The organism is Paenibacillus sp. FSL R5-0744, from assembly GCF_037972555.1.
Lineage (GTDB): Bacteria > Bacillota > Bacilli > Paenibacillales > Paenibacillaceae > Paenibacillus_AQ.
In genome coordinates this window covers 1534497-1553700 of record NZ_CP150228.1, presented here as the reverse complement: position 1 = coordinate 1553700, position 19204 = coordinate 1534497, and the positions used below count along the sequence as shown (strand labels likewise).

The 19204-nt window shown below is 45.1% G+C and carries 19 protein-coding genes; 5 read left to right on the top strand and 14 right to left on the bottom strand.

Translation table 11 applies throughout. The features are described from left to right. Positions 1–69: 69 nt before the first annotated feature. Entirely contained in the window at positions 70–1173 is a 1104-nt protein-coding gene (locus MKY19_RS06910; protein WP_339801491.1) for an endospore germination permease, read from the top strand. Between the two features lie 80 nt (positions 1174–1253). On the opposite strand, the gene MKY19_RS06905 is transcribed toward MKY19_RS06910, so the two are convergent. Then, positions 1254–1667, bottom strand: a complete 414-nt coding sequence (locus MKY19_RS06905; protein ID WP_339269529.1) for a zinc ribbon domain-containing protein — start codon at positions 1665–1667, stop codon at positions 1254–1256. 287 nt (positions 1668–1954) lie between these two features. On the opposite strand from MKY19_RS06905, the gene MKY19_RS06900 reads away from it, so the two are divergent. Further along, complete coding sequence (locus MKY19_RS06900) at positions 1955–2173, top strand: PspC domain-containing protein (RefSeq protein ID WP_339801487.1); 219 nt, start codon at positions 1955–1957, stop codon at positions 2171–2173. Between the two features lie 47 nt (positions 2174–2220). Further along, complete coding sequence (locus MKY19_RS06895) at positions 2221–2904, top strand: PspA/IM30 family protein (protein ID WP_339801484.1); 684 nt, start codon at positions 2221–2223, stop codon at positions 2902–2904. Between the two features lie 36 nt (positions 2905–2940). Here MKY19_RS06895 and MKY19_RS06890 read toward each other — a convergent pair whose 3' ends face one another. Both MKY19_RS06890 and MKY19_RS06885 read right to left on the bottom strand, forming a co-directional pair. Then, complete coding sequence (locus MKY19_RS06890; RefSeq protein ID WP_339801482.1) at positions 2941–3645, bottom strand: DNA alkylation repair protein; 705 nt, start codon at positions 3643–3645, stop codon at positions 2941–2943. A 22-nt stretch (positions 3646–3667) separates the two neighbouring features. Beyond that, complete coding sequence (locus MKY19_RS06885; RefSeq protein ID WP_339269521.1) at positions 3668–4285, bottom strand: DNA-3-methyladenine glycosylase 2 family protein; 618 nt, start codon at positions 4283–4285, stop codon at positions 3668–3670. A 243-nt stretch (positions 4286–4528) separates the two neighbouring features. Between MKY19_RS06885 and MKY19_RS06880 the strand changes: the two genes are divergently transcribed. Continuing rightward, a complete protein-coding gene (locus tag MKY19_RS06880) occupies positions 4529–5167 on the top strand; it encodes a 3'-5' exonuclease (RefSeq protein ID WP_339801479.1) in 639 nt (212 codons plus the stop codon). 293 nt (positions 5168–5460) lie between these two features. On the opposite strand, the gene MKY19_RS06875 is transcribed toward MKY19_RS06880, so the two are convergent. The 3 genes from MKY19_RS06875 to MKY19_RS06865 form a co-directional block, all read right to left on the bottom strand. Next, positions 5461–6417 carry an HD domain-containing protein gene (locus MKY19_RS06875; RefSeq protein WP_042125202.1) on the bottom strand — a complete coding sequence of 319 codons (957 nt, stop codon included), beginning with the start codon at positions 6415–6417 and terminating at the stop codon, positions 5461–5463. A 199-nt stretch (positions 6418–6616) separates the two neighbouring features. Next, the gene (locus MKY19_RS06870; protein ID WP_339801474.1) at positions 6617–8878 is read right to left on the bottom strand and encodes an FMN-binding protein; all 2262 of its coding nucleotides are present in this window, start codon (positions 8876–8878) and stop codon (positions 6617–6619) included. A 253-nt stretch (positions 8879–9131) separates the two neighbouring features. After that, the gene (locus tag MKY19_RS06865; RefSeq protein WP_339269515.1) at positions 9132–9257 is read right to left on the bottom strand and encodes a hypothetical protein; all 126 of its coding nucleotides are present in this window, start codon (positions 9255–9257) and stop codon (positions 9132–9134) included. Between the two features lie 112 nt (positions 9258–9369). On the opposite strand from MKY19_RS06865, the gene hemH reads away from it, so the two are divergent. Continuing rightward, the gene (gene hemH / locus MKY19_RS06860) at positions 9370–10383 is read left to right on the top strand and encodes a ferrochelatase (RefSeq protein WP_339801469.1); all 1014 of its coding nucleotides are present in this window, start codon (positions 9370–9372) and stop codon (positions 10381–10383) included. Positions 10384–10474: 91 nt separating this feature from the next. On the opposite strand, the gene MKY19_RS06855 is transcribed toward hemH, so the two are convergent. From MKY19_RS06855 to uraD, 8 genes are all read right to left on the bottom strand, one after another. Continuing rightward, positions 10475–10927 (bottom strand): IDEAL domain-containing protein, encoded by a 453-nt coding sequence (locus MKY19_RS06855; protein WP_339269512.1) that lies wholly within the window; start codon positions 10925–10927, stop codon positions 10475–10477. A 322-nt stretch (positions 10928–11249) separates the two neighbouring features. Continuing rightward, on the bottom strand, positions 11250–13067 hold the full coding sequence (locus MKY19_RS06850; protein ID WP_339804200.1) for an adenine deaminase C-terminal domain-containing protein: 1818 nt from the start codon (positions 13065–13067) through the stop codon (positions 11250–11252). Between the two features lie 231 nt (positions 13068–13298). Further along, positions 13299–14531 (bottom strand): alanine--glyoxylate aminotransferase family protein, encoded by a 1233-nt coding sequence (locus tag MKY19_RS06845; RefSeq protein ID WP_339801465.1) that lies wholly within the window; start codon positions 14529–14531, stop codon positions 13299–13301. Between the two features lie 133 nt (positions 14532–14664). Continuing rightward, positions 14665–15906: an allantoate deiminase gene (allC, locus tag MKY19_RS06840; protein ID WP_339801462.1), complete on the bottom strand. Its 1242-nt coding sequence runs from the start codon at positions 15904–15906 to the stop codon at positions 14665–14667. After that, positions 15903–17297: an allantoinase gene (locus MKY19_RS06835; protein ID WP_339801458.1), complete on the bottom strand. Its 1395-nt coding sequence runs from the start codon at positions 17295–17297 to the stop codon at positions 15903–15905. The genes allC and MKY19_RS06835 overlap by 4 nt, the downstream gene beginning before the upstream one ends. A 33-nt stretch (positions 17298–17330) precedes the next feature. Continuing rightward, on the bottom strand, positions 17331–17705 hold the full coding sequence (uraH, locus tag MKY19_RS06830) for a hydroxyisourate hydrolase (protein ID WP_339801455.1): 375 nt from the start codon (positions 17703–17705) through the stop codon (positions 17331–17333). Further along, positions 17705–18655, bottom strand: a complete 951-nt coding sequence (pucL, locus tag MKY19_RS06825) for a factor-independent urate hydroxylase (RefSeq protein WP_076218309.1) — start codon at positions 18653–18655, stop codon at positions 17705–17707. Before pucL ends, uraH begins: the two co-directional genes overlap by 1 nt. Positions 18656–18690: 35 nt before the next feature. Continuing rightward, positions 18691–19203 carry a 2-oxo-4-hydroxy-4-carboxy-5-ureidoimidazoline decarboxylase gene (gene uraD / locus MKY19_RS06820; RefSeq protein WP_339801451.1) on the bottom strand — a complete coding sequence of 171 codons (513 nt, stop codon included), beginning with the start codon at positions 19201–19203 and terminating at the stop codon, positions 18691–18693. Position 19204: the final 1 nt, after the last annotated feature.

Genomic DNA, 19204 nt, shown 5'->3' with positions numbered 1-19204 from the left:
AATTCGGAATGGCATAATTCTGGTAACTACAACCATACTAAAACTAGTCCAATAAATTTGAGGGGGTATATGAGTTTGGAGAAAGATCGAATTAGTACCAATCAAATGATTATACTCGGGCTATTCACATTTATTGGGGATATGGCGCTTGTGTATCCAGCGTTAATGATATCAGGAGCGAAACAAGATTCATGGATTGCTGCTTTGATTAGTATTCCCTTGGGCCTAGCGACCATTAAATTGTTGCTCTGCTTAGCAGACATTGAACCCAACAAGAATATCATCGAGCTTAGCCTACAAATTCTAGGAAAATGGGCCGGATCTGCTGTAGCCTTGTTCTATCTAGTGTTCTTTCTGATTGCCGCCGCCACTTACATAAGAGAAATTGAAGATTTCATGTGTACACAGATTTACGAGAAGACACCCGGTGGGGTTATCCGTTTTATGGCCATTTTCCTGCTGGTATATGGTGTACGACTGGGTCTGGAAACATTGGGACGGGCAGCTCAGCTTTTTTTCCCTTTGTTTGCAGTTTTTTTGATCGGTCTGCTGCTTCTGCTGACTCCCGATGTCAAAATGGAACGTTTATACCCCATTATGAACACACCAGTACCGGACATGCTCCATACTTTGATGTATGGTGTTTTTTATCCTTTTGGTGAATTATGCGTGTTTCTTATGGTATATCCTTATGCTCAGAAGAATAGCAAAACAAGCCGGGATATTTTCATAGCCTTGATCATCGGAGCTCTGGGACTTAACCTCATCTTATTTTTTTCCCTTACCGTTCTTGGTGTTTACGCTTCTGAACATCAATTTTATGCCGCTTATATTCTTGCTCAAAAAATTAATATTGCTAATTCTCTGCAACGTATTGAAGCGCTTATGGCTACAGCATGGATTATCAGCACGTACTTTAAAACAGCCATTTATTACTATGCTTTAACATTAGGTGCAGCCCAATTATTTAAACTCAAAAGCCACCGTCCTCTGATCCTACCCACTGGATTTTTGTTATTTGGTATGTCACAACTGATTGCCAAAGACATCATTTTTTATGTAAAGGAAATCCCCGCCTACTGGGTAGATTGGGATTTCACGGTTGCATTTGTTCTACCGCTTATATTGCTAATTGTGTATTATTTAAAAAAACGTTTTGCTGCCAAGGTTTAAACGACCTCTCTCCTAAAAATAAAAAAGGACAGCTATTGAGCTGTCCTTTTTTGTTCATGAATTTCTTACATGCAGTAGATTTATTCCTTCTTATCCAATGTAATTGACGATGGGGTTACATCACGAATAGGTTCATTGGACGCTTCGAAAGTTGATCCGCAACTCGGACAAAAACGTGCCTCGATTGCCACATTACCACCGCATGCTTTACAATGCTTCACATCGGACAACCCAGCAATTTGCTGCAGATTGACCTCGATCTCTGATTTCAGTTCAAGAATACGGGAAATATTCTTCTCGATCTGCTCACTCGGCAGTGGTCCTGCACCTTGAGTTACAGCTTCAAACAACAGTTTACCCATTACCTGATACTGCTGGTCAATATCATTCTGCTTACTGTTGTTCTGTAATTTCAAACGATTGATCTCCACCACTGTCTTTGCTTTATTCCCAGCCTCGCTTACGCCTGCCTTTACCTTGTTAAAAAAGCTCATATTCAGCCCCCAATTCCGTAGTAGTCATATCTAAGCATATTTCGACACCACCACAAGTATTCCTCTCTTTATTGTACCTAACTTCAACCGCGATTTGTAGTTCATCCACAATCAAGAACTAATTTCCCCCGCCTTCCTGCGGGAACGAACCTCGACTCAGGTCTGGTATCTAAAACCGCCTTCAGGCCGTTTTGCCACAATCGAAAAGGCTTTACAATGAGTACATAAGCAAGCGGGTTGCAAGGTTCAATCACAATCACCCCCATAAGAGAGGATGACAATAATAAATGAAAAAATTATATCGTTCAAGAAGTGATCAGAAAATTAGTGGTGTATGCGGAGGTCTTGCTATTTGGTCAGGCATCGATGCCACAATACTCCGTCTCGTGGCCGTTGCTGCAGCATTTTTCAGCTTCGGCACAGTACTTATCTTTTATATCATCGCCAGCATCATCGTCCCTAAAGAACCTTTTGGCAGCTTTTCAGATGGACATGATTTCTGTTAACAGATCTTCATTCAGTACCAATCAAACATACTAAGGAGAGATATAACATGAGTTTATTCAAAAGAATTTCCACCCTTACTAAAGCAGCCCTACACGAAGGTCTGAACAAATTAGAAAATCCAGTGCTACTGACAGGTCAGTATCTGCGCGATCTTGAGAACGAAATAGCTACGGCAGAACGCAATGAGCGTGATTTAAAGGTTACAGCGAGTGTATTGGAACGCCGTAAGCAAGAATATACTCAGTTAATAGAGCAAAGCGAGGCTGAAGCCGTTCAGGCGGTTGAGCAAGGAAATGAAGAAAGAGCACGCCTTGCACTCATGGCCAAGCTGCGGTATACAGAACAGCTGGATGAGAGTATCAATAGTCAGGCACAAACTCAGCAATCCCTGGCAGAGCTGGAGATCAACATCGCTAGAGCTAAAGAAGAGCGCGAACATCTTAAAGCGAAAAGAACTGAACTTATCGCTCGTGCTCAGCAAGCTACAGAAACACTAAGCTCCGCTCCTCATAGCAACAGTGTAAAAGGATCGAATGTGGGTAACGCTTCACGTGGCTTCGAACGAATGGAAGAGAAAATTTTCGAGTGGGAAGCATTGGCGGAAAACTCCAAGTATAAATCCAACTCAGGCGCAGGCGTAGCTTCGTCTATTGATCCCAACCTTCGTAGCGCCGTGGATGATGAAATTGAACGTATCCGCAACCGGAAAATCAATACCGACAAAAAATAAATATAATAACAGGTCCCTTATTTCTCAGCTACTCAGCTATATAAGGGGCTTGTTTTTTCTATTCCTCTTCATCCCGCGAATCATTTTTTTCGATTCCGGATCTACTCGGTAAGACTCTGTGATTTTCTGCAAAGCCTTGTTATAGGTGAAATCATCTAAAGCGTTAGTTCTCAAATAATCTATCGTAGCCGCAGGCATCTTCACATAACACATCGAAAGCGCCCAAGAAACCGCCATTTTCACATAATACCCCTCATGTCTGACCTTATCGAGTAGTTGTAGAATCCGACTGATGTACGCTTCTTCAATAAAGAAATTAAGCATCATTACTACCGCAAATCGAATCTCATATTCTTTGTCAGATAACAGATACGGCACTATAAAGTCCCACATCTGCTCTTTATTCTTCAAGGTAAACTTCAGCCCCGTGCAAAAGCTATCACATACCGACCAGTTATCGATTTTAGGAATAAAGTCCGCAATATAATGCAGAATTTCTTCAGGATCTGTCTTTACATAACCAAGTACCATACCTTGCAGCATTACCTCTTCAAAAAAATCAGAGTCGGCGTGCTCCAAATAGGCTCTCCAGTCACCCTTTGCAATGGTTTTGGCGAGTTTACGTAGCTCCGGTAGCCTGACTCCTATCACATTATCGATCGTCGGAAGTAAAGCCGCAGAAAACTTCTGGTAATCCGCATCTGCCAACTCCACTAGCTGTTCCTTTATTGTTTTATCCACTATAGTGCTCCTTACGTATTAATTATTGAAATGAAATCTCCCATAAATATATGGATGCTACCGAACCGTGCGGTGAGTACCTGAGACGGTATTGTTCGAATTGCTTTTTGGTAAGCATATCAAGCCCATACAGCTTCATCATGCCGCGACGAATGGCGATATCTCCCCAACTAACTACATCTGGGCGCTCCATACAATTGATTAGCATCATCTCTGCTGTCCACATACCGATGCCTTTTAACTTCATGAGTCTTTGAATAACCTCTTGATCGGACAATCCATATAATTCCTCCAGCTTAAACTCCCCATCAGCAATCAGCTTGGAAATGTCATGAATACAAACCGCCTTTTTCATCGTCATACCGCAACCCTGAATCTCATCTGCTGTGTGTATAGCTAGCTGCTGCGGAGTTATTTCTCTGAATTGAACCTGCATTCTTGTCCAGATAGTTCGAACCGCTTTGACTGATATTAGCTGACCTACTATGGCATAGATAAGTGCAGTGAAAAGATCCGGAATAATCACACGTTCCACTTTCCCCATTCGCGCCATCGCCGCACCTAGCACTGGGTCCACACTTCCGAGGTAATCGATTTCTGCTTGCCCATATTCAAAAAATTTAGTGATTACAGCTCCCAAAGTATTTCCTCCCGTATCTGAGCTTAACAATAATATACAACATCTATTTTGCAGTGTACGGATTCTTGAATAGGATAGCAAGATAACGAAACTTGAAAAAGCCACAACACTTCTACTCGGGTAGATGGTTATGGCGGGAATTCATATTTTTACTCAACTACTATATGTAACTTGTACTAGATTGTATTTATCATTTTACTACTTTAATATGAATGTATATATGATAGATAAGGAGCTTTACGAATGGACTTTATAGCAATTGACTTTGAAACGGCGAATTCCAGTCGATCCAGCGCCTGTGCTTTGGGGCTTGTGGAAGTTAAAGATGGCGTAATCACTGCAGAACATTCTTGGCTGATCGATCCGCAACAGCGGTTTGACGGCATGAACATTTCGATACATGGCATCACCCCCTCCATGGTAATCGGTCAGCCTACATTCCACGAATTATGGCCCACCGTTGAACCTTTGCTGCACGGACGAATCGTTGTAGCACACAATGCCGCTTTTGATATGAGTGTACTGCGGTATTGCCTCGATGGGATGCACATAAGCTATCCGAGCTTTCAATACTTATGTACTTATTTACTAGGCAAAAAAATGCTGCCCGAGCTTCCCTCTCATAAACTTAATGTAGTCTCCGAGCATTTCGGCATTGAGCTGAAGCACCATGACGCTCTCGATGACGCGCGCGCGGCTGCCTTGGTTCTATTAATGCTTATGGAGCGAGAATCACACCTTGACCCGCTTTTGCTCTCCAGCAGCCAAGGATATACTAGCGGAACAATGTTTGCTGGTGGATACACTCCTTTTTCTGCTCGAAAGAGTAAACCTGCTAAGAAACCTGTGAACAAGCAAAGAACGAAAAACTTCTATTTGTAAGAAACTATTAAGTTATTCAGCAAAAAACACCCAACAGGCTCATTACAGCTGGTTGGGTGTTTTGCATAGATGGAGGAATATAGCATACAAGTCGATTCATTCACTACTTAGAAATCTAACCTTGCTGGTCATTATAGGGAATAGCTCCCTGTAATTCTACATTTACGCCCTATAATGACTTCGAATAGACCCTTATCGTGCTAATTATAGGGAAGAATTCCGTATATTTTATCAACGATCAGTGAATATCCCATCGGTTCATCCAGATCACCAACCAAGATCAACACAACACGCTAGATCTTCATCCGATAGACTGCTTTATTCTCCAGTCCTCTAATGAATGGCGTCCATTCTTCGGTTTCTGGTGTGGTATCCAGAGCATCCTCCACCATTTGCAGCTTCGCATCCATCGCATCAATATGATGCAGCGCTACGGCCTCAGCCGTTTGCGGCTGAACAGGACTGCCCCATTCACCCAGGTTATGGTGTGATAATACGAGATGCTGTAACGCCAGAACCTTCTCCGAATTCAAATCAATGTCTAAGCGGATGGCCGCTTCTGTAATCCAGTTAGATGCCATCGAGATATGACCAATCAACTTACCTTGAACGCTATATTCTGAGACAATTCCGAGCTGAGAGATCATCTCCTCCGGCTTCGCGATATCATGCAGAATAATTCCAGCCTTCATTAAATCTGGATTCAAGAACGGACGCTGCTTGCACAGAAAATCCCCGATCTCCAGCATGCGAACCATATGATAAGCAAGTCCGGCAAAATAAGCATGGTGATGCGTTTTGGCAGCCGGATAATGCATCAATTTCTCTTCCACTTTGCTTACACAAAAGGAGACAATCGAGGCAATCTCCGGATCTGTGATGCTTGCCATAACCCCTTTAATCGTATGAATAAGGTCTACTGGACGAATAGGAGCGGAGCGAATAAAATCCGTTAGCGCAACGCCATCCTCATCGTTCACCAATCTGATTTTGGTTACTTTGATTTGCAATTTCTCACGATAAGTGTGCGCAATCCCGCGAACCTTCACTAGTGCCATAGGAAAAAAAGTTTCTTTATCGGTTGTGCTGACATCCCAATATTTCGCGGACAATTGTCCACTGGAATCTCCCAAGACTAGGTCGAAATAATCCTTTGGAGGAGTACCGTTCGTTTGTTTGATCGCTAGCTCTCTTAAGAGATAAAAGCCAACAAATTCATCCTGTGGAGCGAGCTGTTTAATTTGTGTCATGTTGAAGCCTCCTATTAATAACAGGCTTTGTACCTGCTCTCTATATTAAACTTTAGACACTCACGTCCAAAATCCCTTTAAATCACTATACGATCTATTTTCATTTTTATGTACAGGTAGATAAAGGAGGTTACTCCACAGGCCATAATATGGCTCTAGAATAACCCCCTTTATAGATTAACTATTGATTGAAAATTGCTTATTTACCAGCGGATTCAAGCGCTGATTTAATAGCTTCTACCACTTTAGCAGATACTTCTTTCTCAGCATCATTATTTCCGAAGGCTGCTGCGCGATATCCATACTTGTGTAAGCTATAGCCCGTTGAAGTCGACTCAATCTCGCTCTTCACAGCCAGCTCAGCGTCAGTCAACTGGTTGACCGTTCTTGTACTTCCGTTTTTATCTAAATAGTAAACGAGCATTTTAACAGGAACACCATGTTCTACATACGTCATAACATTTACAAGCTTATCAGCACTTACACCAATGAAGATTCCATCGAAGTAAGCCGCTTTGTTAGCTTCAACAATTTCAGCTTTCCCGTATGCTCTATCCACCGCAGTCTTGAGAGCTACACTACTACTAGTTGCACCGGAAACAGCGTCTACATCTTGCACAGCTTCTCTAGTACCTGCTGCAAGGAAGCTAGAAGTCAATTGCGGAATTGCTTTTACCACCTCTGGGTAAGCAGCTTTGCCTCTATCCACAAGATTCATTCCTACACGATACAAAGCAACATTTACGATCTTACCGTTACGCAGTGTAACGTCTGCTCTGTTTGTTCCTTTATCATAGGCATCACCAAATGCAGTGAAGGTTCCGTCTTTATAGGTTCCTTGAACTTTGGATGCATTAGTCAAAGCATCAGTCAGAGCAGCTTTGGCAGCTGCGGATAGCTCTTCTTGACCTGTGATATCGGACATTTGCACACCTTTTTCAAGTAATCCTGAAGTAAGTGTACCCACCAGCGATTTTTGTTCTGCACTTAGTTTGTCATCAGCGATCAGCTTGCCGTCAGCACCAAACAAGCTTAATTTAACGTTTGTAACTGCATCTGAATCAACATCAACAAGCAGTAATACTTTAGATTGGTTATCTACACCTGCAAATTTCCCGTCAAAATATTTAACTTCACCAGGAACTTTCAGTGCTTTTTCGAAAGCTCTTTCTACAGCTTGATTCCAACCGTGACTGCTTTCTGTAGCGCCAGAAATTCCATCTACTTTCTCATCATAGTTAGCGAAGTAAGATCCATTAGCAAGCAACTTAGCTGTCATCGGAGCATTAGCTTTTACAACTTCTGCATAAGCCGTTGCACCTCTGTCAATGAGGTTGTTCCCAAGTCTGAACAGCTTCACATCCACTAGCTTACCGTTGCGGATCACGATGTCAGCTCTTTCAACACCAACACTTCTTGCAGTCCCATAAGAGGAATAGAATCCGTCTACATAAGCAGAAGTATTGTTAATCTTTGCATTCTGCTCAGCATCCCAGAAAGCATTAATCGCAGTCTTAAAGTCGGCTTCGAGTCCTGCAACAGGCTCTGCAGCTGTACCTTTAGCCAGCAATGCTGGTGTTATAGCTGCAACTGCTGCGGATTGCTCAGCTGTGTAAGCCTTCTCATCCACGAAATCACCGGCACTGTTCAGCGGGTACACTTTAACAGCTGTGAGCTTGTTGGATTCGTAGGTTGCAAATACTGCATATTTACCTGTAGGATCTATGCCCATATGAACACCATCAAAGTAAATAGCATCTGTATCTTTCACTGTTAGAGCTCTTTCAAACGCTCTATCTACAGACAATTTCCATCCATTACTAGAGCGTGTTGCTCCCGAAACAGCGTCTACTGCTGCTGCTCCATCTCTTGTCTTGCCAATCAATTTATTCTCCATCAATCCATAAGCTTGCCATAAAGCGCTGTAATTGTTACGAGCATCTCTGTCGATCAGCTTAGGGCTGGTTCTCAGGAGATCAATGCTAGTAATTTTTCCATCTTTAATTTCGATCTTAGCGCCTTCGGTACCTTTGGAGTAAGCATCGCCATACGCTACGTAAACTCCATCTTGATATACATTTTCCTTAACTGTAACCGGCAATGCTGTAGGCACAGGCTTAACAGTCGCTGCTGGAACTACTGTAGCCGCTGGAGCAGCGGTTGCTTTTGGCGTTGTAGCTGGTTTTGTCGTTGCTGCTGGTGCCGCTGTTGCCTTTGGTGTTGCTACTGGTTTTGCTGTTGGCTTCGGTGTTGCTACTGGTTTTGCTGTTGCTTTTGGTGTTGCTACTGGTTTTGCTGTTGCTGCTGGTTTTGCTGTTGGTTTAGCTGCTGGTGCATCCGCTTCTTCAGAAGCTGCGGATACTGCATCTACCTTCAAGTTCAAAGCAGGCACATTAAGTGTGTAAGCAAATGGCGCTAACAATATTGCCGCGCTAACCGTTAAAGAAATTAGTTTTTTCAATAAAATTCTCCTTTACCAAGTCCCCAGTGATATATAGCTTTTCTTAACCAAACTTACCTTTCACGGCGCCCCTTCTCTTCTTATGAAGCATTACATCTCTCTTCATAAGAACCCATCCCCCCTCTCACACCTATGCGCGAACCGTCACTTTCCAAAAAATAATGCCTTAAATCTATTCATTCCTTTTTACAATAAACCGCATCAAAGGTGAAATAATTCACATATAATATCAGAAAAAAATGAAGGCGCTTTTTTAATCAATTTCTGGTTTGATACTACCAAACTTTTCCGCAATTCCTCTGTATCTAAAATCACATACCCTATAAGAAACATCACTATTTGCTCTTAAATGTGATTTTTCATTATTTTCTCCAAACAAATAAACCCACTTCCTATTCCCAAAGTAGATAACGTGATCTCGATTATTGTGTATCCAAGAATAGATATGTTATTTTAGAACGATCTCTAACATGGGAAAGGAGTTCAAAGCTTTGAACAAACAGCCACCTATTGGAGTTATTCTCGCCCAAATTGGCACACCTACTGCACCTACTGCAAAGGCGGTACGTCCTTATCTGAAACGTTTTTTATCCGACCGCCGAATCATAGATTATTCCCCACTGCTCTGGCAACCTCTGCTGCGAGGCGTTATTCTGCGTACACGTCCTCGGCGGTCGGCTGAGCTGTACAGACAAATCTGGACAACAGAAGGATCACCTTTACTCCTCCACTCATTAGCTCAGCGATCTGGTTTGCAAGCGCTTCTAGGTTCTCGGTATCAAGTAGAGCTTGGCTTAGCATATAGCGAACCAAGTATGGAACAAGCGATGAGCACATTGGAAGCAAATGGAGTCACACGCATCATCATTGTGCCGCTATTCCCGCAATATTCGTCCACTACGACGGCATCTGTCTTCGATCAAGCGAGTTTTGCTGCACTAGGACGACAAAGCTCCACTGGGCCGGTAACAAAGCGCCTTATTCCTGCTCTCAGATTTATGGATGCTTATTATAATGAACCCGGTTATATTTCAGCCATGAAGTCGCATTTACTGCAGCAAATGGAACTTCTTAGCTCTAATCCTGATTTTTTTGTACTGACCTTTCACGGAATCCCCAAACGATATGCAGATACAGGCGATCCCTATCCAGAGCAATGTATGGAAACTGCGCGTCTTCTCGCTTCAGCTATGAATTGGGAGCCTGAACGCTGGCAGCTTACTTTTCAATCACGCTTCGGACGCGAAGAATGGGTAGGTCCCTCTACAGCAGATGTTTTGGGAAAGCTAGCGGAACGCGGAATTCATAAGCCTTTGATTTTCTCACCGGGACTTGTAACGGATTGTCTGGAAACGCTGCACGAGCTAGCCATAGAAGGGCGCGAGCAATTTGAGGCTGGAGGAGGACATGCTGAAGACTTCACTGCGATCCCCTGCTTGAATAATCATGAGGACTGGCTTCAATTTCTGGCTCAGCATATTGAACGAAATGCCATGGGCTGGTAATACAAAAAAACCGTCTTGTCCGCAGATATTCTCTGCTGAGATAAGACGGTTTGTTATGTCCGTTCATAGGATCTAAGGATAACTAAGATGCTTATGCTGTAAGCTGCTTATATTTAGTAGTCAGTTCATGGAACCATTGCTTGTCCTGTAAGGTCAACGCAAAATCGATCAGCTCGGCAATCTCACTTGGCTGCAAATCAGCTGAATCATTAAAAGATACTTCAGCGGTTGCAGTGGCTTCTCCATTCCCATTCTCTGCATAATCATAAGAGAAGCATATCTTGATATCACTTTCCAGAAATTCGTTACGCAGGAAATATAACACCTCACACATTAGCACAGGTCTAACATGATCATCAAAGACACATTCCATAACCTTCGCCCAGTACTGCTGATTGCTGAGGTGTAGCTTATCATTGGTTAAGAGATATTTCTCACCCTGAAAATCAGTGACAAATCTCAGCTCAAGCGGCTTCATTTTAAAAATAGTAGCAATTTGCTTCATGCTAATATTCAGAATGTCTTGCGTTTCTAGTCTGATCATCTCTCATGCACCTCGTCCCTCTTAGTTGGGTTACCTGAAACCTGATGATATCTATAATTTCGTTAAATGCCAATAATGTAAAATTAACTCTATCCAATCACTTTAATTTTTATCTAATTTAACATTATTATCGTCAACTGACTACGCTTTGTTAATATTTTTTCATTAATTCCACAGAAAAATGTTTCAATCTTTGTCCATCTGTTTAATATTTATATTTAAAAACTTAGTCTTTCTTAACTTCACAACAAAAAACTGTTCTGAATGGTCATCATCGACCTCAAAACAGTCTTTTGCCTAGTTATTAATCAGTTAACTTTACTTAAACAAACAATGGCACTAACTGTATTCCTTCAGGCGAGATCCGAACAAGTCCTTTATCCGTGATGCGTAGCGTCGGGATAACCGCCAATGCAAGCAGCGATAAAGTCATAAATGCGTAGTTCAAAGTACAGCCAGCATCATATAGCGCTTTGCTGATCGCAGCTGATTTTGCAGCAGCAATTTCGAACGGTTCCGTGGACATTAGACCTGCAATAGCCAACGGGAATAATGTTTCCCCACTGGATGTGATCATGCAAACACCACCCTGGGCATCCGCCACCGCATTTGCAGCTTTAGCCATTAACTCATCATCATTGCCGATGACGAGTACATTATGACTATCGTGAGCAACCGTCATTGCAATGGCAGCCGGCTCTTTAAATCCAATGCCTTCAACAACGGCCACTGATTTATTGCCTGTACCTTTATGACGTTCGAGCACTGCGATTTTGCACAAACCTTCTATAGCATTTACATCCAGTCGCCCCTCCACTACAGGTATCGAAACCATACGCTCAATAGTCTCCACATGATTTTCTCTTACTTTAATAACTCTTGTAGTAAGTTCACCTGTTTGAATTGGAGCAGCAATGATGAAATCTTCTGAAGTAGGACGCTGTGGCAAATGAACCGAAGCCAACACTTCCTCCGGATAAGTGAATTTAGCAAGTTCTGCCGTCATTACTCCGTTCTCCGCAACTACTACACCTGCGGCAATTGTCAGCACCACATTAATATCCGCCAAATTCCCGTCTAAAAGGATGATATCTGCAAAAGAACCCGGAGTAATAGATCCGATATCCCGCGCTAAACCAAAGCGTTCAGCAGTATTAATGGTAGCCATTTGGATAGCCGTTATAGGCTTAACACCTTGAGCAATAGCATCACGCAGGACGAAATTCATATGCCCTTCATCTCGTAAGGATTCCGAACTACGATCATCCGTTACCAGCATCATTCGGCGTGTATCAATGCCGTGTTCTGTATGGGCCGTAATTGTTTTAGCCACATCATGCCAAGCGGAACCCCGGCGCATTTTGGCATACATCCCCAGTCGAACGCGCTCAATCACATCGTCTGCCGTCACACACTCATGATCGCCAGTCACCCCTGCCGCAGCATACACGGGCAGTCTCCAGTCGCTGGAAGGCCATGTGAAATGACCATCTACAAATCTGCCTGCCCGCAGCGTAGCTTGAATTTCGCCAAGCATTTTCTCATCGCCATAAACAACGCCAGGAAAATTCATCACTTCACCCAGCGCAATCACATCGGGTCCCCAAGTAAAGGCTTCTGCCACTTCTTCTGGTCCAATAGAAGCTCCCGTTGTCTCGAATTCCGCACCTGCCGCAGGCACACAAGAAGCCACCTGCATGTAAGCCGCTAACGGTGTTCCCCGCATCTCATCGAGCATCAATTGAATCCCCTTCAGCCCAAATACATTAGCAATCTCATGAGCATCAAAGAAACCACCTGTTGTACCCAGCGGCAGAACCGCACGGGAGAATTCAGTAACGGTCAGCTGTGTGCTCTCAATATGACAATGGCCATCGAGTAGTCCCGGAGCTATATACTTACCGTTCGCCTCAATAACCTGCGTTCCTTCACCAATCATATGTGTCACATCTTTACCAACATAAGCGATACGTCCACCTTGTATACCAACAGACATTCCTTCTAAAATTTCACCAGAGCATACATTAACCAGCTTTCCACCTGTAATTACTAGTGTTGCCGGTTTATCGCCTCTTGCCGTAGCCACAAGCTCAGGTACACAATCTGCTAAAGGCTTTCTTGTAAAAGTTGTCATTTTCATCTCTCCCCCGTTAGTATCCAAGTGCGTTCTTGATGTAGTGAATAGATTCATAATAATAGAGGATTGCTTAACCATCGGCTGTGTTGATATCATAGTTGGCAAATCTGATATTGTACGAAAAAACGGCTCCGTCATCCCTGTAGATGATAGCCGTTTTCTTAATCCAAAGATTGTCCAACACTCCGGACATGCCCCTGGTATGAACTCACCCGCCAGCATCTATTCCAACGATTATCTTACGTTTTCCTCATATACGTCAAGTGCCGCTTGAACACCAAGTCCGTAAAAAACTTCAAATCCGTGTCGCAGCAACGCTGCTTCCAAAGCTCCAAGCAAACGCAGCACATTATTCGTACGGCAGCTAAAGCCCATCGTGCCAATGCGCCAAATCTTTCCTTTCAGAGGTCCAAAGGAGCTGGCAATTTCAATGCCGAACCGCTCCAGCAGCAGCGTGCGTACAGATTCCCCGTCTATGCCCTCAGGAATCAGCACACAGGTAACAACGGTAAGTTTGCAGGACGGCTCCCCGTAAAGTTCAAGCCCCATCGCTGTTAATCCAGCTATAAGTGCCTTTTCATGGAGCTGATGTCTGGCGAATCTGGCATCCATTCCTTCTTCAAGCGCAAGTCGCAAGCCCTCCCGAAGTGCATAGAGCATAGAGGTCATCTCTGTATGATGATTGAGACGTTGCGGGCTCCAATAATCCTGAAGCATGCCAAGATCGAAATAGTTGCTGCGGACAAAAGACAACTCACCAGGCTGAACATCGCTGATTCTAATCCCACGTTCTACTCGTTTACGGGACATAAGCTTAGCCTCAGCGCGGTCATTATATGTTATTGGTGCCATACCGGAGGGGACGGACAGGCATTTCTGTGTACCTCCTACGACCGCATCCAGCATCCAAGCATCCGTTTCGACAGGAATGCCCCCAAGAGTTGCAACTGCGTCAACTATGAAAAGAGCATCCATTCGGCGGCAGGCTTTACCAATTTCCGCGAGTGGCTGCACCCGTCCTGTAGAGGTCTCACCATGCACCATCGCTACCACATTTGGCTTAAAAGTCTCCATAGCCGCTATCACTTCCTCCGGTTCAAACACACTTCCCCATGGCTTTTCCAGAACGAATACCTCAGTGCCACAACGTTCGGCAATCTCATGAAGCAGGTGTCCGAAGCGGCCAAAGATCGGAATCAGCACACGTTCCCCCGGCAGGATTAAGCTGACCATCACCGCCTCAATACCAGCGCGAGAGGTCCCATCTATAGGGTAGGCCCATGAATTACGAGTAGCAAACAGCTCCCGCAGCATTTCCATCGTTTCATTCATAATAGAGGTGAACTCTGGATCAAACTGACCCAGCACCGGAAAAGACATCGCCCGCAGTACACGCGGATCTACCTCGACCGGACCAGGAGTCATAATACAGCGTTGGGACGGCGACAAATCTTCGTATCGCTTCATGATGATCCTCCATTCAAGTAGAAACGGCTATGCCGTCCTTTAAGGGACGGGCTCCGTTTCAGCGAGAAATATAAGGATAAAGTATAGAGTAAAACATATACTTCCTTATATTTTAAAGTTCTGCGAACTCTTTTTAATAAGCTAACTCATATAACATCGCAGTCAGAACCTCAAGCCCAGCCGCAAGCTGCTCGGGGGATGTATACTCTTCCGGTGAATGGCTGATACCCGCACGACTGGGTACAAAAATCATCGCAGTAGGGCAACGCGGCGCAAACAGTTGGGCGTCATGTCCCGCTCCACTTACCATCATGCGGTACGTCTTCCCCTGTTGGCGGCAGATATTTTCCAGCATCGCAGATAGCTTCGTATCCATAGGCGCAGGGACTGTGTGGAGCACGGATGTAACCTCAAGAGTCACCCCACGTTTAACAGCAATTTCATTACATTCCGCAAGAAGCTTCTCACAGAAACGTTCCAGTTCGTCCTCTTCACTATGGCGGATATCTAGTGTAAAAAGAACCTCACCCGGGATCACATTTGGCGTATTCGGATACACCTCAAGCTTGCCCGAGGTTGCCACAAGAGGTTCACCAGCCTTTTTAGCAGAGCTTTCAAGCAAGTACAGCATTTCAACCGCACTAGCCAGTGCATCCTGCCGCATCAACATCGGTGTCGTGCCCGCATGATTAGCAATACCACTGACCTTGACCACATATCGTCTCTGGCCAACAATCCCCTGAACTACGCCTATCTGAGTGTCCGTCTTCTCCAGAATAATTCCCTGCTCAATGTGCAGCTCTACAAAAGCGCCAATATCATTTCTGGCTCCATTCTCATCTGTTACACCTTGCAAAAAGCTGGATTCCGTCATTGCTGCCTGTAACGTCACTCCCTCTGCATCCATACAGGTCTCGGCCTCGCTTCCGTCATACCTTTCCGTGACATGGCCCGAACCCCAATAAGCAAGCGGAAATCGGCTCCCCTCTTCTTCACAAAAAGATACGACCTCAAGCGTCCGCTGCGGCTGGCCAAAGTTCCTCTGCAAATCTTGAAGCGCAATCATAGCCGCAGCGATCCCATAGGCACCATCATATTTTCCGCCATTGACTACAGTATCGATATGCGATCCGGTTAAAATAACCTTTTGCTGCGGATTGCATCCACTCAATCGTCCATATACATTGCCAACCTTGTCTATGGAAACTTCTAAGCCGAGCCCAGCCATTTTTTCCTGCAAAAAAATCTGCGCCCGGCTCCATTCCTCCGTATATAGCAGTCTAGTAACTCCTGGCCCAGGTGTGCTGAATGCCGCCAGCTCCTCCAGCAGCTCCAGCAGTTTCTGAGTCGAAGCTTGAACTCTGGAATCATTCATAGGCTGTACTGCTCCTTCCTAATTCGCAGCCACTGTCCACCCCCCTCACTGATCATTCCTTCTTCAGAGGTATAGATCACATTCCCGCGACAGATCGTAGCAACTACCTTGCAGGATAAAGTTCTTCCGATGTAAGGGCTGTGCTTGTGGCGATACAATAAATCCTCCGCAGTCAGCGTATAGGTTGTGCTTGGATTCAGCAGAACTAGATCGGCATCTAGACCTAGGGCTATAGCGCCTTTACGATGCTCTATTCCAAAACGTTTTGCGGGTTGCCCTGCAAGCAGACTGGAAATTAATGTAACATCCAAACCCCGCACATTCACGCCTTCATGGAACATAAGCTCCAGACTGCTCTGCGCACCCGAGATCCCACCCCAAGCTGCAAAAAAAGACAAGTCCGGCTTCACCTTCAATTCCGCTGGACAGGGGGAATGATCCGAAGCAATCAGATCGATTTTGCCTTGGGCCAGCATCTCCCATAACTTATCCTGCTCCACCGCACTTCGCAGCGGAGGCGCACACTTCGCCACAGGGCCTAAAGCCTCCATATCATTTTCAGTGAGCACCAGATAATGTGGACAGGTTTCTGCCGAAACGTCCAGACCTCGAAGCTTAGCTTCATAGATTTTCTCAATGGCGGCGGCCGTGCTGATATGAACAAAATGCAACCGGCAGCCCGTACGTTCACTGTACAGCAGCGCCCTGGACACTGCCTCCAGCTCTGCTTCAGCAGGGCGGCAAGCCGCAAAATCACTTGCGCTGGTTCTGCCATTTCGCACTGCATCTGCGGTCAACACCGCCGTGATAGCCTCACTTTCTGCATGCAGCGCCAGAATCCCGCCCAGAGAAGCGATTCGCTGCATCCCTTGATAGAGTGTATCCTCATCCACTTCACGGAATCTGCCTTCGCCCTCCCCTCCAGGATTGGAGAGAAAGGCTTTAAACCCAGTGACGCCAGCGGCTGCCAAAACTTCTAAATCATCCAGATTTCCGGGAACGAGACCACCCCACAGCACATAATCAACGGCAGAGTTTCCAGCCGCAGCATCTACCTTTTGACGAAGCGCAGCCTCGTTCACAGTAGGTGGATTGCCGTTAAGCGGCATATCTGCATAGGTTGTGCAGCCGCCAGCTGCCAGCGCCGCAGAACCGCTGCGAAAGCCTTCCCAATGTCCAAACGTTGGCTCATTAAAGTGGACATGCATATCAATCATACCGGGGAGCACATAGAACCCCTCTGCGTCGATGACTTTGGTTAGCGGCGCAAGCGAAAGTTCCTCTCCAAGTGCGACAATCTTACCCTCTGATACTGCAATATCCAGCTTGAGTACCTGATCGGGCAGCACTACATTCCCGTTCTTAATCACAAGTTCATAGGATTCCTTCATGAGCTGCCACCTCCTCCGGTCGTCAACTTTCTCTTAACTTCCCCGATACGTACTATATCCACCAGGTGCTACTAGCAAAGGTACATGGTAGTGTTGCATGGAGCTCTCTATATGAAAGCGAATAGGTATCTGTTCTAGAAAAAAAGGCATCTCACGTTGAGTGTCTGCTGACGCTTTGGCATCCACTCTACGGTAGTAATCGCCAACCATAAACAGCAGCTCGTAACATCCAGACTCCATTTCGTTTCCCTCCAGCAGCGGAGCATCCAGCCTCCCGTCACTGTTCGTGACTTCTTCACACAGAAGCTTGCTCATCCCATCCGTAAGCTTCCAGAGCTGAAGCGTCAGACCTGTAGCAGGAATCCCCCGCGACAGATCCAGCACATGGGTGGTAAGACGCCCGCTCATTACGCTGTCTCTCCGGCCAGATCTGCACGGCTGACAGAAAAGCCCTGAAAACCATAGGGTGGACGAGGTTCGGTGAAGACTCCACCTTTAGTTTCTTCAGGCTCAACAATGGTTTCCCAAGTCCGGTTATTGGACTCAAATGAAACGGTAGCCAGCTGTGGAAAACGGGACAATACGCGCAGCCCAATTTGATAAATCAACGATTGGATTGATGGACTGTTCAGCTCATGAAAAGCGTTATGGGCGATATCGCGAACCTGCTCCGATGCCACATATTGGCCTAGATCTCCATCCAGAGCATGCTGAACATCACTGTAGGTCCAGTTAATATTCAGAAAAATATAAAGCGGACGGTCAAAGCTCTCCGGCAATGTTGTATACTCATCACGGACGAATCCATAAAACGAGCTTCCACTCACTTTTATCAGCTGTAAATCCTTCAATCGGCATTCATGAGCGATAACCTCAGTCCCATTCTCTCCACGTTTTATAGTTAACGAAGCCGAATAAGATTCATTATTGGAGTGACGCAGTACTAAATGACTCTGTTTAAGCCCCTCAACCCCGGGCACCATCACCTGTTCAAAAGGTAACCGGTCTGCGGAAACTGAAACTGCGGTGACATGATCGTATTTATCGAGAAAACGGCTGCTTAGAAGCTGCAGTAGCCCCTCCGTTGTGCTTCCAGTGTAGTCCGCGGTATTGCGCAGGATGAAATTTTTCATAGAATCGGTAGCAACAACCATGGAATTATCCCCCTCTGAAAAAGAAGGAAGAAACGCTTCGCCCGTGACCGCGAATGTAATATTATGTGCGAATATAATGTTGTCGCAGCCCGTGAAGGAAGATTCGGGAACGGGGGTAACGGCCAGCGGTTTAGCATAGGTACGATAAGTTAACACATCACTTTTCCCATAAAACATTGTACGTCCGTTAATTGGTTCCAGCATGGCTGACACCCTCCCCGTTTATGATGAATGAATAATTAAATAATTAAATCACTTAGGCGAAATCTCGTAATTGTACCGACTTCAGAAAAGGCTTGAATCCATTCCTCCTGAGGGGAACGCTCTACTCGCACTCCAATGGCGCTGATAATGTCATCTTTGTTTTTGCCACGAACAGCTAGAATAAAAGGGAAATGAAATTTGTCCGTATACTTTCGATTCAGATCATTTAATAGATTGAACTCTTCCGTTGTTAGCCGATCCAGTCCAGCTCCCTGCTGCTCTGAGGCAGACAAAGCCGTAACTTGAAGCCTAGTCGCCAAATCTGGGTGAGCTTTTAATAGTCCCTCCATTCGGCTCCGGTCAGCACTCAGTAGGGTCTGCATCATGGTGCTATGCAAATGCTCTAAAGAATGGAATGGAATCTGCTTAAAAGCCTCCTCTGCTACCCACGGTGAATGTTCAAAAATGCCGCCTAGATGCTTCACAAAATCCGTTATACTCATGGCATTTATCTCTTCCAACGTAATCCTGCCTTCAGAAACAGCCATC

Bases quoted from the DNA above. Each gene is read 5' to 3' on its own strand.
- MKY19_RS06910 (WP_339801491.1), top strand. From the start codon at position 70: ATGAGTTTGGAGAAAGATCGAATTAGTACCAATCAAATGATTATACTC.
- MKY19_RS06905 (WP_339269529.1), bottom strand. From the start codon at position 1,667: ATGAGCTTTTTTAACAAGGTAAAGGCAGGCGTAAGCGAGGCTGGGAAT.
- MKY19_RS06900 (WP_339801487.1), top strand. From the start codon at position 1,955: ATGAAAAAATTATATCGTTCAAGAAGTGATCAGAAAATTAGTGGTGTA.
- MKY19_RS06895 (WP_339801484.1), top strand. From the start codon at position 2,221: ATGAGTTTATTCAAAAGAATTTCCACCCTTACTAAAGCAGCCCTACAC.
- MKY19_RS06880 (WP_339801479.1), top strand. From the start codon at position 4,529: ATGGACTTTATAGCAATTGACTTTGAAACGGCGAATTCCAGTCGATCC.
- MKY19_RS06875 (WP_042125202.1), bottom strand. From the start codon at position 6,417: ATGACACAAATTAAACAGCTCGCTCCACAGGATGAATTTGTTGGCTTT.
- MKY19_RS06855 (WP_339269512.1), bottom strand. From the start codon at position 10,927: ATGATCAGACTAGAAACGCAAGACATTCTGAATATTAGCATGAAGCAA.
- MKY19_RS06850 (WP_339804200.1), bottom strand. From the start codon at position 13,067: ATGAAAATGACAACTTTTACAAGAAAGCCTTTAGCAGATTGTGTACCT.
- MKY19_RS06845 (WP_339801465.1), bottom strand. From the start codon at position 14,531: ATGAAGCGATACGAAGATTTGTCGCCGTCCCAACGCTGTATTATGACT.
- allC (WP_339801462.1), bottom strand. From the start codon at position 15,906: ATGAATGATTCCAGAGTTCAAGCTTCGACTCAGAAACTGCTGGAGCTG.
- MKY19_RS06835 (WP_339801458.1), bottom strand. From the start codon at position 17,297: ATGAAGGAATCCTATGAACTTGTGATTAAGAACGGGAATGTAGTGCTG.
- uraH (WP_339801455.1), bottom strand. From the start codon at position 17,705: ATGAGCGGGCGTCTTACCACCCATGTGCTGGATCTGTCGCGGGGGATT.
- pucL (WP_076218309.1), bottom strand. From the start codon at position 18,655: ATGCTGGAACCAATTAACGGACGTACAATGTTTTATGGGAAAAGTGAT.
- uraD (WP_339801451.1), bottom strand. From the start codon at position 19,203: ATGGCTGTTTCTGAAGGCAGGATTACGTTGGAAGAGATAAATGCCATG.